This is a genomic window from Pseudomonas sp. FP2335 (assembly GCF_030687535.1).
Lineage (GTDB): Bacteria > Pseudomonadota > Gammaproteobacteria > Pseudomonadales > Pseudomonadaceae > Aquipseudomonas.
In genome coordinates this window covers 5,836,411-5,850,458 of record NZ_CP117437.1, presented here as the reverse complement: position 1 = coordinate 5,850,458, position 14,048 = coordinate 5,836,411, and the positions used below count along the sequence as shown (strand labels likewise).

Annotated in this window: 11 protein-coding genes; 3 read left to right on the top strand and 8 right to left on the bottom strand. The window is 62.4% G+C overall.

What is annotated here, in order from left to right; all coding sequences use genetic code 11:
* Window positions 1-45 precede the first annotated feature (45 nt).
* Both PSH81_RS26485 and rep read right to left on the bottom strand, forming a co-directional pair.
* Window positions 46-618 (bottom strand): xanthine phosphoribosyltransferase, encoded by a 573-nt coding sequence (locus PSH81_RS26485; protein WP_010207474.1) that lies wholly within the window; start codon window positions 616-618, stop codon window positions 46-48.
* Between the two features lie 57 nt (window positions 619-675).
* Entirely contained in the window at window positions 676-2,685 is a 2,010-nt protein-coding gene (rep, locus tag PSH81_RS26480) for a DNA helicase Rep (protein WP_192297995.1), read from the bottom strand.
* A 256-nt stretch (window positions 2,686-2,941) separates the two neighbouring features.
* Here rep and PSH81_RS26475 point away from each other — a divergent pair, with 256 nt between their 5' ends.
* Complete coding sequence (locus PSH81_RS26475; RefSeq protein ID WP_192297994.1) at window positions 2,942-4,606, top strand: bifunctional diguanylate cyclase/phosphodiesterase; 1,665 nt, start codon at window positions 2,942-2,944, stop codon at window positions 4,604-4,606.
* Window positions 4,607-4,750: 144 nt separating this feature from the next.
* Here the strand turns inward: PSH81_RS26475 and PSH81_RS26470 are convergent, their stop codons facing one another.
* On the bottom strand, window positions 4,751-6,154 hold the full coding sequence (locus PSH81_RS26470; protein WP_305391739.1) for a NorM family multidrug efflux MATE transporter: 1,404 nt from the start codon (window positions 6,152-6,154) through the stop codon (window positions 4,751-4,753).
* A 152-nt stretch (window positions 6,155-6,306) separates the two neighbouring features.
* Between PSH81_RS26470 and PSH81_RS26465 the strand changes: the two genes are divergently transcribed.
* Both PSH81_RS26465 and PSH81_RS26460 read left to right on the top strand, forming a co-directional pair.
* On the top strand, window positions 6,307-7,227 hold the full coding sequence (locus PSH81_RS26465) for a LysR substrate-binding domain-containing protein (RefSeq protein WP_305391738.1): 921 nt from the start codon (window positions 6,307-6,309) through the stop codon (window positions 7,225-7,227).
* 176 nt (window positions 7,228-7,403) lie between these two features.
* Complete coding sequence (locus tag PSH81_RS26460; RefSeq protein WP_305391737.1) at window positions 7,404-9,380, top strand: methyl-accepting chemotaxis protein; 1,977 nt, start codon at window positions 7,404-7,406, stop codon at window positions 9,378-9,380.
* A gap of 75 nt (window positions 9,381-9,455) precedes the next feature.
* On the opposite strand, the gene PSH81_RS26455 is transcribed toward PSH81_RS26460, so the two are convergent.
* From PSH81_RS26455 to PSH81_RS26435, 5 genes are all read right to left on the bottom strand, one after another.
* Window positions 9,456-9,818 carry an antibiotic biosynthesis monooxygenase gene (locus PSH81_RS26455; RefSeq protein WP_192297991.1) on the bottom strand — a complete coding sequence of 121 codons (363 nt, stop codon included), beginning with the start codon at window positions 9,816-9,818 and terminating at the stop codon, window positions 9,456-9,458.
* Window positions 9,819-9,887: 69 nt separating this feature from the next.
* Window positions 9,888-10,598 (bottom strand): glutamine amidotransferase, encoded by a 711-nt coding sequence (locus PSH81_RS26450; RefSeq protein ID WP_226454667.1) that lies wholly within the window; start codon window positions 10,596-10,598, stop codon window positions 9,888-9,890.
* 37 nt (window positions 10,599-10,635) lie between these two features.
* Window positions 10,636-11,682 (bottom strand): 2Fe-2S iron-sulfur cluster-binding protein, encoded by a 1,047-nt coding sequence (locus tag PSH81_RS26445; RefSeq protein WP_305391736.1) that lies wholly within the window; start codon window positions 11,680-11,682, stop codon window positions 10,636-10,638.
* A complete protein-coding gene (locus PSH81_RS26440) occupies window positions 11,679-12,641 on the bottom strand; it encodes a diiron oxygenase (RefSeq protein ID WP_226454665.1) in 963 nt (320 codons plus the stop codon). The genes PSH81_RS26445 and PSH81_RS26440 overlap by 4 nt, the downstream gene beginning before the upstream one ends.
* A gap of 122 nt (window positions 12,642-12,763) precedes the next feature.
* Entirely contained in the window at window positions 12,764-13,984 is a 1,221-nt protein-coding gene (locus PSH81_RS26435) for an MFS transporter (RefSeq protein ID WP_192297987.1), read from the bottom strand.
* Between the last annotated feature and the right edge of the window lie 64 nt (window positions 13,985-14,048).

Sequence of the window (14,048 nt, the reverse complement as noted above, 5' to 3'; positions counted from 1 at the left end):
AAGCCAGCTCCCACATTTTTAACCGTGCGCGTTCAGGAGTAGTGCTTACTCGATGAAGGTCACCACACCACCCGCCAGCGATTTAACCCGCGCCAGCGACTCAACCCGATAACCCTGCGCATCCAGCTCTGCACGGCCACCCTGGAACGATTTCTCGATCACGATCCCCAGGCCGGCAACGGTGGCACCGGCTTGCTTGATGATCGAAATCAGCGCCTGGGACGCCTTGCCGTTGGCCAGGAAGTCATCAATCACCAGTACACGGTCGCTGCTGGTCAGGTGGCGCGGCGAGATCGCCACGGTGCTTTCGACCTTCTTGGTGAAGGAGTACACCGTCGCCGACAGCAGGTTTTCGGTGAGGGTCAACGATTGCTGCTTGCGTGCAAAAATCACCGGGACCCCCAGGTTCAGGCCCGTCATGATCGCCGGCGCGATGCCCGAGGCTTCGATGGTGACGATCTTGGTGATGCCCGAATCCTTGAACAGCGCAGCGAATTCGTCGCCGATCAGTTTCATCAGCGCCGGATCGATCTGGTGGTTCAGAAAGGCGTCGACCTTGAGTACCTGATCGGAAAGCACGATGCCTTCTTCGCGAATTTTCTTGTGCAGTGCTTCCACGAAAGCTTCCTCTGTTGACGCAATACGCGTCGAAAGTAGATTGAAAAGTAGTCGATTCTAGCGCTTTAGCATCGCGCGTATGTCCGCCAGGGCGGTGTTGCCGCGAACGGCTTTCACCTCGGTCGGGGTGTCGTCATTGCCTTCCCAGGCCAGGTCGTCCGGCGGCAGTTCATCCAGGAACCGGCTGGGGGCACAATCGATGATTTCGCCGTATTGCTTGCGCTTGGCGGCAAAGGTGAAGGCCAGGGTCTGACGGGCGCGGGTAATGCCCACGTAGGCCAGTCGGCGTTCTTCCTCGATGGTGTCGGCTTCGATGCTGGAGCGGTGTGGGAGGATTTCCTCTTCCATGCCCATGATGAACACGTAGGGGAATTCCAGGCCCTTGGATGCATGCAAGGTCATCATCTGCACACCTTCGGCGCCGTCTTCCTCTTCCTGCTGGCGTTCGAGCATGTCGCGCAGCACCAGCTTGCCGATGGCGTCTTCGACGGTCATCTCGCCGTCTTCGTCTTTTTCCAGGGTGTTCTTCAGCGCTTCAATCAGGAACCAGACGTTGCCCATGCGGTAATCCGCGGCCTTGTCGCTGGAGCTGTTGGTGCGCAGCCAGTTTTCATAGTCGATGTCCATGACCATGCTGCGCAGGGCGCTGATCGGGTCTTCGCCGGCGCACTGCTCGCGGACCTTGTCCATGAAGCGCTTGAAGCGCGACAGGCGGTCGGTGAAACGGGTGTCCAGGTGTTCGCCCAGGCCGATCTCGTCGGTGGCGGCGTACATCGAGATCTTGCGTTCGGTCGCGTAGTTGCCGAGCTTTTCCAGGGTGGTGGAACCGATCTCGCGGCGCGGCACGTTGATCACGCGCAGGAAGGCGTTGTCGTCATCCGGGTTCACGATCAGCCGGAAGTAGGCCATCAGGTCTTTTACTTCCTGACGTCCGAAAAAGCTGTTGCCGCCCGACAGGCGATACGGCACCTGGTGGTGCTGCAATTTCAGCTCGATCAGCTTGGCCTGGTAGTTGCCGCGATACAGGATCGCGAAATCGCTGTAGGGCCGGTCAGTGCGCAAGTGCAGGCTGAGGATTTCCACGGCCACGCGCTCGGCTTCGGCGTCTTCGTTGCGGCAGCGGATCACGCGGATCTCGTCGCCGTGGCCCATCTCACTCCACAGTTGTTTTTCAAACTCGTGGGGGTTGTTCGAGATCAACACGTTGGCGCAACGCAGGATGCGGCTGGTAGAGCGGTAGTTCTGCTCCAGCATCACCACTTTCAGGGACGGGTAGTCGTCCTTGAGCAGCATCAGGTTTTCCGGGCGGGCGCCGCGCCAGGCGTAGATCGACTGGTCATCGTCGCCTACCACGGTGAACTGGTTGCGTTTGCCGATGAGCATTTTCACCAGCAGGTACTGGCTGGCGTTGGTGTCCTGGTATTCGTCCACCAGCAGGTAGCGCACCTTGTTCTGCCATTTTTCGAGGATGTCGGCGTGTTCCTCGAACAACTTCACGGGCAGCAGGATCAGGTCGTCGAAGTCCACCGCGTTGAACGCCTTGAGCGTGCGCTGGTAGTGGGTGTAGACGATGGCGGCGGTCTGTTCCTTGGGGTTACGTGCGTTTTCCAGGGCCTGGGGCGGCAGGATCAGGTCGTTCTTCCAGGCGCCGATCATGTTCTTGATCTCGTCCACGCCGTCGTCGCCTGCGTATTCCTTCTGCATGATGTCGGTCATCAGCGACTTCACATCGGTTTCGTCGAAGATCGAGAAGCCCGGCTTGTAGCCCAGGCGTGCATGCTCCTTGCGGATGATGTTCAGGCCCAGGTTGTGGAAGGTACACACGGTGAGGCCACGGCCTTCGCCACCCTTGAGCAGGGTGCCGACGCGCTCTTTCATTTCCCGCGCCGCCTTGTTGGTAAAGGTCATGGCGACGATGTACTGGGCGCGGATGCCGCAGTTCTGGATCAGGTGCGCGATCTTGCGGGTGATCACGCTGGTCTTGCCGGAGCCTGCGCCGGCGAGCACCAATAGAGGGCCGCCGACGTAGTTCACGGCTTCTTGCTGCCGGGGATTGAGTCGGGACATACAGAATTTCAGGAGTCGTTGTTCAAAAGGGCGGGCATTTTAACAGGCTGGCAGGATTCTGCTCTCTCAGAACGACGGTGTGACGTACCACTCGATCTAAATTTGCCGGTTTTGCTACTTTGCCGCAGGATGTCAGGGCATTTGCGACTAACTGCGTGCAGTCTGTGTATTTGATAACCCCTATCATTGGTGATTGTCAGGCCGCACGTCATACTGCCTGTCGCCAACGAAATCTTGCAGAGTCTAGGGAGCTAGCTTGTCTACGCCTGTCGAACCCTTGCGTTTGCTGCTGCTGGCCGATGAGCCGGCATGGGCAGCGTTGTTGCGCGAGTGCCTGGCGCCGATGGGCGATGGGGCTGTGCTGATCAGTGCACCAAATTGGGATTCCGTAAGTCGTCTGTTCGATGACGACCACGGTGCCGTGCTATTGACCACGCCAGGCCTGCAACCCGCTCCCGGTCGTTGCAGCTTGCCGTGTGTGTTGCTGTTGGAGCAGGAGCCGCTGGTGCCGCCGCTGGGTGCCAGCGATTGGCTGGTTCGCACGGTGTTGGACGCCGATACATTGCGCCGCTGCCTACGCCATGTGCGCGAACGCGGTGTGCTGGAAAACACCCTGCAACGCCTCGCCGAGCAAGACCCGCTGACCGGTATCGCCAACCGTCAGGGTTTCCAGACCTTGCTGGCGGCGCGGCTGGCCGAGAATGAAGGTCGCGGCCTGGCCCTCGGTCACCTGGACCTCGACAATTTCCGTCACGCCAACGACGCCCTCGGGCACCAGGCCGGCGACCGGTTGATCCTGCAAGTGGTCTCGCGGCTCAAGAGCCAGCTGGAAGCCGGCGACCAACTGGCGCGCCTGGGCAGCGACGAATTCGCCCTGCTGATCGACACCCGCCGTGCGCCCCAGCGCGCCGAGTGGATGGCCGAACGCATTACCGAGGTCATGGCCGAACCCTACTGGGTGGACGGTGAAAGCCTGTTGATCGGTTGCAGCCTGGGCATGGCCCATGCGCGTGCGCGTGCTGGCGCCGACCCGCTGATGTGGCACGCCCACATCGCCATGCAGCAAGCCAAGAGCACCCAGGGCTGCACCTTTCATATTTTCAACGAACGCATCAATCGTAACGCGCGCAGCCTGGCCGACCTGGAAAGCGAACTGCGCCGCGCCTTGCGTCGGGATGAGCTGGAGTTGCACTACCAGCCGCGCCTGGACCTGGACGACGGGCATATCGTCGGCCTCGAAGCCCTGGTGCGCTGGCGTCACGGCGAGCGCGGCCTGTTGCCGCCCAGCGAATTCGTGCCCCTGGCCGAGCAAAGCGGGCTGATCGTGCCGTTGGGTTACTGGGTGATTTCCCGGGCCCTGCGCGACATGCAAGACCTGCGCGAACGTGGCCTGCCGCCGTTGCACATGGCGGTCAACCTGTCGTTCCGCCAGTTCCAGGACAGCCAATTGCTCTCCACCCTCAGCCGGCTGATCGCCGAACGCGGCGTGGAAGCGCAATGGCTGGAATTCGAACTCACCGAAACCGCCGTGATGCGCCGCAGCGATCTGGTCAAGCAGACCATGGACGCCCTCGGTCGCCTCGGCGTGCGTTTTTCCCTGGATGACTTCGGCACCGGTTTCTCATCGTTCGTGCACCTCAACAGCCTGCCGATTGCCTTGCTCAAGATCGACAAGAGCTTTGTCGGCGGCATGGAAGAGCGCGAAGAGAACCGCAAGCTGGTGCACGCGATGATCAACCTGGCCCACAACCTCAACCTGGAAGTGGTGGCCGAGGGTGTGGAAACCCCTGAGCAACTGGCGTTGTTGCGGTTGTTTGGATGCGACCAGGCCCAGGGATATCTGATCAGCAAGCCGTTGCCGTTGCCGGAGTTGATCGAGTACCTGACCTTCGGCAAAGGCCGTGAGGCTTTACTGGGTTGAATTGCAACGCCGGTCGACTGTGCGAGCGGGCTTGTGTGGGAGCGGGCTTGCTCGCGAATGCGGTGTATCAGTCACTGACTATTTGGCTGACCCAGCGCATTCGCGAGCAAGCCCGCTCCCACAGTTGTTGACCTGGTTAGGTCGTTACTCCGCTTGTGCCGCCTGAAATGTGGCTTGAACCTGCGGCTCGTGGCGGATCATCCGCTTCATCTTCGCCTCAAACGCCCATGTCAGGCTCACCGCCGCGCACGCCAGCCCCAGCGCCAAACCCCACCACACGCCTGTCGGCCCCCAACCGAGGGTGAACGCCATCAGCCACGCCGACGGTGCACCGATCAGCCAATAGCAACCCAGGCCCACCAGGAAAGTGGTCTTGGCGTCCTTCAGCCCGCGAATGCAGCCCATGGCAATGGTCTGCACCCCGTCGAACAACTCGAACCACGCCGCCACGGCCAGCAAGCTGACGGCCAGGACGATCACGTCGTGGAATGCCGGGTCGTTGTGGTCGAGGAACAGTCCTATCAATGGGTCGGAAAACAGCCACAGCACCGCCGCAAATCCCAACATCACCGCGGCGCCAAAGCCGATGCCGACCCGGCCGGCCAAACGTGCCTGCAGCAGTTGCCCGGCACCGTAATGCTGGCCGATACGCATGGTCACCGCGTAGGACATTCCCGCCGGCACCATGAAGGCCACCGAGACGATTTGCAGGGCGATCTGATGCGCCGCCAGCTGCGTGCTGCCCATGGTGCCCATGCACAGCGCGGCGAAGGCAAACAGTCCGACCTCGACCGCATAGGTGCCGCCAATCGGCAGGCCCAGGCGCCACAGTTCGCGCAGATAGTGCGTGTTCAGGCGTAGGAGGCCGGTGCCCAGCGGGTAGGCAGCATAGGCGCGGTTGCTGCGGATGTACCACATCAACGCCAATGCCATGCCGTTGGCCACAATCGCGGTCACCAGGCCGATGCCCATCAAACCCAGTTTCGGCAAGCCGAACATGCCTTCGATCAGGGCGTGGTTGAGCAGGTAGTTGAGCACCGTGCCACACAGGCTGATCACCATCACCGGGGTGGCCTTGCCGATGGCGCTGGTGAAACCGCGCAAGGCCATGAAGCTCAGGTAGCCGGGCAGGGCGAAGGGCAGGATCGTGAGGAATTGCCCGGCGGCGTGCACGTTGGTTTCGGTCTGGCCGAACATCAGCAGCACCGGCTTGAGGTTCCACAGCAGCAGCGCGGCGGCCAGCGCCATCAGCCAGGCCAGCCACAGCCCGGCCTGGGTCAGGCGTGTTGCACCGTCGATGTCGCCCGCTCCATGCCGGATCGCTACCAGGGTGCCCACCGCCGCAATCACGCCGATGCAGAAAATCGACACGAACGAATAGCTGGCCGCGCCCAGGCCACCACCGGCCAAGGCTTCGGGGCTCAGGCGGGCCATCATCAGCGTGTCGGTCAGCACCATCAACATGTGCGCCAACTGTGAGGCAATCAACGGCCCTGACAGCCGCAGAATGGCCCAGAGTTCGGTACGTGCCGGATGCTGCATGATCATCACGCTCAAAAAGTCATAGGGTTGTGGAAGGGTTGATTCTCGGCGCTCTGGGCCTATTGCACAAAGGGATAAAAGCGATCACTTGCATGATTAAAACTCATGCCTGAATGATTCTGGTAGGGTTTCGGCATCCTGCTGTCGGAGCCTTCCCTATGTCTCGTCGTCTTCCTCCGCTTTACGCGTTGCGCGCATTTGAAGCCGCGTCCCGACACCACTCCTTCACCCGCGCGGCAGAGGAGTTGTCCATCACCCAAAGCGCGGTGAGCCGGCACATCCGCACCCTGGAGGAACATTTCGCCTGCCGCCTGTTCCAGCGCAGTGGCCGCACGTTGCAGCTCACCGAAGCGGCCCGCCTGCTGCTACCGGGCGTGCGTGAAGGCTTCGCCGCCCTTGAGCGGGCCTGCCATACCTTGAACGCCGAAGATGACATCCTGCGCATGAAGGCGCCGTCCACCCTGACCATGCGCTGGCTGCTGGCGCGGCTCAGCCGGTTCCGCGCGTTGCAGCCGGGCAATGAGGTGCAATTGACCAGCGCGTGGATGAGCGTGGACGAGGTGGACTTCAACCAGGAGCCGTTCGACTGCGCGGTGCTGTTGAGCGACGGGCATTTTCCGGCGGACTGGGAAGCCTGCTACCTGTTCCCCGAGTTGTTGATCCCGGTGGGCGCGCCGAACCTGCTGGACGACGGCCCGTGGGACGCTACGCGCCTGGCCACTGCCGAGTTGCTGCATCCCACGCCCGACCGCCGTGACTGGCGCAACTGGCTGCAACGCATGGGCTTGTCGTCGCAGGTCTCGCTCAAGGGCGGGCAGGTGTTCGATACCCTTGAACTGGGCATGATCGCCGCTGCGCGGGGTTACGGCGTGTCCATGGGGGACTTGCTGATGGTGGCCGAAGACGTCGCCCAGGGGCGATTGAGCCTGCCGTGGCCAACTGCCGTGGCCAGTGGGGAAAATTACTATCTGGTGTGGCCTAAAACCCGTCCCGGCGGTGAGCGCCTGCGCCGCTTGGCGGACTTTCTCCAGAACGAGGTGCAGGCCATGGCACTGCCGGCGGTAGAGCGCCTCGATTGAAGGGGGATGGCTCGGTATAGCAATCGTTTGCGTGATACCCCTGTGCAGTACTCAAGTATTGCTCGGCGCCGCCGAAGTAGGGTGTTGGAACCATCGTACTCCAACGCTACCCACCAGATAATTTGCCGAGCCGCGCTATGAGATCAGGATGATCCTGGCCTCGGCCAGGAGCTGTCATGTCTCAACCTCGTGCTCGGATTGCTTCCCAGCTAGGCCTCGCGCTCGCCGTGATTTTGGCTGTCGTCATCAGCGGCAGTACGGTGTTTGCCTTGCGTTCCCTCGACTCCGCCAACCTCGACACCCGCGAGGAACACCTGGCCAGCGAAGCGCGCCTGCTCGCCGATCAACTCAACACCTTCCACAGCACCTTGCGCGAAAGTACCCAGCGTTTGAGCGGGCTGTTCGAAAAGCGCTTCGGCGCCGGTTTGAGTGTGCGTGCCGACCAGCCGGTGAGCGTGGCCGGCGTGCAGACCCCGGGCCTGTACCTGGGCAACGCGGTGCTGAACAACGATTTCGCCGAAGTCGATGAGTTCAAGGACACCTCGGGCGGCGTGGCCACCGTGTTTGTGCGCACGGGCGAGGACTTTGTGCGCGTCAGCACGTCCCTGACCAAACAGGACGGCAGCCGTGCCATCGGCACCGCGCTGGATCACCAGCATCCGGCCTATCAACGCCTGCTGGCCGGGCAAAGCTACGTCGGCCGTGCAGTGTTGTTCGAACGTTCCTACATGACCCAGTACACGCCGGTGCGCGATAGCGCGGGCAAAGTCATCGCGGTGCTGTTTGTCGGTTTCGACTACACCGACGCGCAAAACGCCCAGTTCGATAACCTCAAGCGTTTCCGCATCGGCCAGACCGGCTCCCTGGCGCTGCTCGATGAGCAGAAACACTGGCTGGTGCCGCCCGCGGGCGTGCAGGCGCTGGACCAGGCAGCCCCAGTGATCGTCGACCTGGCGAAAAAACCGGGTGAAGGGCGCTTCTGGAGCGACAAGAACGAAGACTTCTACAGCGTCGCGGTGCCGTTCGACGGCGGGCCGTGGTCGGTGGTGGCGAGCATGCCCAAGGCAGAGATTCGCTCCGTGACGTGGTCGGTCGGGATTCGCCTGATCATCGGCAGCGTACTGGCGATGTTGCTGGCGGTGGGCGCAACGGTGTGGTTGCTACGCAGCAAGCTGGCGCCGTTGAGCGACCTGGTACGCCAGGCCGAAGCCCTCGGCGCGGGCGATTTGAGTGCCCGTCTGAACGTCTCCAGCCATGACGAAATCGGCCAACTGGCACGCAGCTTCAACCAGATGGGTGAAGCGCTGTCGACCATGGTTTCGCATATCCGCAAGGCCGCCGAAGAGGTCAACAGCCGCGCCCAAGCGTTGTCCGGTTTGTCTGGCGGTGCCTATGAAGGCATGGAGCAGCAATCCGGCGAGATCACCAGCATGGCCGGTGCGGTGGAAGAATTCAGCGCCACCTCGTTGAACATTGCCGACAATATGGGCAGCACCGAACGCCTGGCCCAGGAAAACGCCCAGCAGACGCGCATCGGCCGCAATTCGATGCAAGAGGCGTCGTCGTCCCTGGAGCACATCGCCACCGCCTTGAACAGCACGGCCACGGTGATCAACACCCTCGGCCAGCGTTCCCAGGAAATCGGTGGGATCGTCGGCGTGATTACCTCCATCGCCGACCAGACCAACCTGCTCGCGCTCAACGCTGCCATCGAAGCCGCGCGCGCCGGTGAGCAGGGCCGTGGGTTTGCCGTGGTGGCCGATGAAGTGCGCAACCTGGCCTCGCGTACCCGCCAGGCCACCGACGAGATTTCCGGGATGATCCAGAGCATCCAGCAGGAGACCGGCAACGCCATCAGCACCATGGAGCATGGCAACGTATTGATGCAGGAAGGCCTGTCGCGCAACGCCGATGTCGCGTCGGCCCTGGCGCGCATCGATGAGCAAAGCCGTTCGGCGGGGCAGCAGTTTGCCGCGATCACCACCGCGACCCAGGAGCAGAGCAGCACCGCGACCTTGCTCAGCAGCAACCTGCAAAGCATTGCCCTGGCCAACAGCGAGCAGCGTGAAGTGGTGTCGAACCTGGCGATTACCGCCAAGGAGCTGGAGACATTGGCGGCGGGCCTGCGCCATGAGGTTGACCGCTTTCGTTGACCCAGACACGGCAACGCCGGTGTACGGGATAGCGATTCCCATACACCGGCGTTGCTCAAGCGCGTAAGCCGAGGGTTACACGGTCGCGCCCGCTGGCTGGGCGTCGATCACCTCGTTGTACGGCGCCTGGACCCGATCACGCAGGCCGTAGTCACGGATCACCGAGGTCACGCGCACGCGGTAGTCGTCGAAGATCTTGTCGCGGCCGGCTTTTTGTGCCGACAGGTGCGCGGTTACGTTGCGCCATTGGACCACGGCTTCTTCATCGCGCCAGGTGGTCACCGACATGACTTTCTTGGGGTTCAGGGTGCTTTGAAAGCACTCCACGGAGATGAAGCCTTCCATGGGCTCAAGCATCGGCGTCAGCTTGTTGACCAGATCGACATAGGTCTCGCCCTGGCCCGGCAGCGCTTGCAGCTCAAACAAAACTACGATCATGTTAATTCCTCATCCTTGTGTTTTTAGTGGGTGTCGCTCAGGCGGCCGTCACGGTCGACGGCCTGCTGTTCAGTGCTGTGCTGGCGTTTCCAGTGCGTCCAGCCAGTCGTTGATCACGGTGCGGGCGGCCACGGTCAGGCGGTCGCCCAGCTCGATGGCGGCGGCGCGCAAGGCGTGGGGGTTGATGCCGGTTTGCGACAGTTCGCAGGCATGGCCGACCAGCCAGTGTTCGAGCTTGTTTACATCGGCTTCGAGGTGAAATTGCAGGGCCAGCACGTTGCGACCCAGGGCGAATGCCTGGTGGGCACCGACCGCCGTGCTGGCCAGGTGCACGGCATCCTTGGGAATGTCGAATTGGTCGCCGTGCCAGTGCAGTACGGGGGTGCCTTGCAGTGCCGCGAGCACCGAATCCTGGCCGGCCGTGGTCAGGGTCAGGGCTGAAAAACCGATTTCCTTGACGCCCAGCGGGTACACCTTGGCGCCCAGGGCGCGGGCAATCAGTTGTGCCCCCAGGCAGATCCCCAGCATCGGTTTGCCCGACTGCAAACGCTGGTTGATCAGCGCCAGCTCGTCATGCAGGAACGGGTAAAGCTGCTCGTCGTAGGCCCCGATCGGGCCACCCAGCACGATCAGCAGGTCGGCCTTTTGCACGTGCGCGCTGTCGAGTGTGTCGAGCATGGGGTCAAGGTAGTGCAGTGCGTAACCCTGTGCGGCCAGGACGGCTTCCAGGGTGCCGGCGTCCTCGAAATGTATGTGGCGCAGCGCAATTGCAGTCTTCATGGAAAAAACTCGTGTGTGAAAGCGATTAAGTGCCGGTTCATGCCGGCGGGTTCAGGTCTACGTTGAGCGTCCCGGAACGCGGGAAGGTGCAGCAGGCCAGGGCATAGCCTTGCTGCTTGTCCTGATCGCTGAGGCAGAAGTCCGGTTGCAGGGTGTAGTCGCCGTCGGACAACTTGACCCGGCAGACACCACAGATCCCTGCCCGGCACAGACTGCGCACGGCAATATCACCGGCTTCGAGCATGGCCAGCAGGCTTTGGCCGGCGGGGCCTTCAACCACCTGGTCGGTGTCCTTGAGCTGCAAGCGCACGCTAGACGGCGATTCGGCCGCCGCTGCGGGGGCCGCTACCGGCGTGAACGATTCGATCAACAGCGTGCTGTCAGGAAACAGCGCCGTTGTGTGTTCGCGCATGCCTTGGGCAAATGCCTGGCTGCCGCAAATCACCACGGCCTCGGGCGCGCCCAGCAGGCTCAGGTCGGCGGCGCTGGGGCGCCCGGCCTTGAAGTGGCCGTTGCTCTTGACCGTCTCGCGGGTGACAAACACCTGCAAGGCGAACCACGCCGTGGTCAGTTCCAGCTCCAGCAGCTCCTGCAAGAACGGGATCTGGGCAATGCTCGGTACGCACAACACCAGCGCCACATCGGGCACCGCCAAGCCGCGCTGTGCACGTTCGCGCAGGCCGCGCAGCAAGGCGATCGGCAGCGTGATGCCAATGCCACCGGCGAGCATGCCGACCTGCTGGCAATCCACAATCGAGGCCAGGCAAATGTCGCCGGCGACAAAGTGCATCGGTGCCGTTTCGCCTGCGCACAAGGTCGCGTGCAATTGGTCGGAGACGCCGCCGTGGCCTTCGCGTTTGACCGCAATTTCAAACAGGTCCGCCGCCGGTGTGCGGGTGATCGAATACAGGCGCTGCTGGGGCGTGCCGGTGGTGTCCGGGTAACTCACCGCCACGTGCCGGCCGGGGCGCAGGCCGTCGAGGAACTCGGCGCTGGCGCCGTGGGCGCGCAGGGCGAAGACCTTGATGTCGGCGGTTTCATGGGTAACGCTTTCGCAGCGCGCCTGAAGTGTCATGCCGTTCATGCGCGGGCCTTTTCGCGAAGGGCGTCCATTGCGCTGTCGACGTTGCCCAGGCCGTTGCCGGTCAGGCCGATGCGGTCGATCAGGGCTTCGACCGAGTCGGTGTAGACGCTGATCTCATTGTTGTCGCCGACGTCATGCAGGATGTCCTGGGCATGGGGGAAGTCGAGCATCGCGAACACGGTCGACCAGGCGCCCATTTCGTTGTTGGCGAACATCTGCACGGTCTTGAGAATCACCGCGCGCAGGTACTCGCGCTCCTTGCGGCTCAGGCCGTGCACGATGTCGGACGCGACGAAACTGAACACGCTGGAATGGCTCCATTCGTCCATGGCGTGGGTGCGGGTGACCTCATGACAGATCGCCTGGATGCTGGTGTCTTCCGCCATGGTCTTGAGGTAGTCGGTGATCAGCGTCTCACTGGCGCACGCGACCCCAAAGCGGGTCAGGCGCCGTTCCCATTCGGCGGTGCAGTTGGCCAACAGCCCTTCGCGCCAGGTCACCAGGTTGAACGCGCTGAAGTCCAGCGGCTTGAGTTTGCGCATGTCGTAGATGTAGTTGCAGGCCATGATCGACATGCGCGTATGCAGCGCCTCGTCCAGCAGCGCCTGGGACATCACGTCTTGCAGCAAGGCGCGGTTCTGGCTGGGCGGAGGGGTCTTGATGATGTCTTCGCAGGCAGGCACCACCACATCGCATTCGATGTAGATGGTCTTGAGGTTGTAGATCCCCCAGGCGTAGGACAGGCACTGCGATTGCAGGGCCTGCGGGGCTTCGCGCCACGCCTGGTGATCGCGGAACGGCAGCAGGCAAGCACTGAAATCCTGCTTGGCCGGGTTGAAGGCCAGGTTCCAGTAGTCGGGTTGTGGGTTGTTGACGGCGGCGCGGGTTTTCCACAGGCCGGATAATTTCGTCAGCATGTTCTGAACCACGTCATCGGTTCCACAGTTCAAACGGTCCATGTTTTCTTTCCCATTGGTCAGGCTATTTTTTTGTCTGTGTCTGGTTTGCGCATGTGGTTTTTTTCTACAGGCATGCGCTTTTCAAGTCTGCGGCAATTCGGTTGGCACGGTGTTGTCCTGGGTCATTTAAGGGCCACGAGCGGTGCGGTTGATGGGTTTGATCGCTCCAGGTACCAGGACTGCATCAAGGTCAACGCCACGGTCAATCCCATGAAAGCGGCGCTGGCCCAGAAGATGGCGTCGGGGTGGCCCCTGTCGAGCAGCCAGCCGAAACCGACCGGCCCCAGCGTGCCGCCGATGTTGAAGCCGGTGCTGACGATGCCAAAGGTTTTGCCCTCGGCGCCCTTGGGTGAGGCGGCGCGGACGAGCATGTCGCGGGACGGTGCGATCAGGCCGGTCAAGAAGCCGGCGCTGCCCAGGGTGATCAGCAAGGCCATGTCGCCCAATTCGGCGTTGGCCACAATCAGGATCAGTACGCCGGCCAGTGCAAAGGCGAGGGCGGCGACGAGGCCGTGGCGTCGGGTCCGATCCGCCAGCGCACCGCCGGCCAGCACGCCAAAGGCGCTGGCGAACAGGAATGCGGTGAGTGCCGCATTGGCCCAGGTCAGTGCCACGCCCTGGCCTTGCATCAATGCCGCGACAGAGAATTTTTCAATCGCGCTGGTGCTCAGGTTCAACACCACAAACAGCAAGGTCAGGCTCAGGATCATCGGCGAGAGCAGCACGGCCCGTCGGCCGCCGTTGCTGTCGGACGGCGTGGCGACGCGGCGTACATGGCTCACTTCTGCCAGCCCCGAGCCGGGCAGCAGCAACACCCCCAGCGCCACCACGCCCACCAGTGCGGCCGCCACGAAGGCCAGGCCCGGATGACTGGCGGTGGCAATCGTGAGCAGCAATACCGGGGCCACCGCTGCGCCGAGAAAACCGGCAAAGGTGTGCACCGAAAACGCCTTGCCGATATGGGCGGGGTTGATCGCCTGGGAGAGCAGTGCGTAGTCCGCCGGGTGATAGACCGCATTCGCCAGCCCCGCCAGGACCATGGCGATCAGCAGGCAGGTGTAGTTGGGGAACAGCGCAATCAGCAGGAAGCTCAGGCTGCCCAAGGCCACGGCGGCGATGAGCAGGCGCCGGGCGCCATAGTGGTCGACGGCGTAACCCATGGGGGCCTGCACCAGCGCCGTGACGATATTGAACAGGCTCAGCGCCACGCCCAGTTCCACATAACTGACGCCCAGAAACGCCGGCAACACCGGAAACAATGCCGCCAGCACCATGATGTGCAAATGGCTGACAAAGTGCGCCGTGGCGACCTGTGAGAGCAGTCCGATACGAACGATCGACATGGCTGAACCTGTTCAATGAGCGAAGAGTCGTTTGTTGAGCCGGGGCATTGGAAAAGCCATTGCG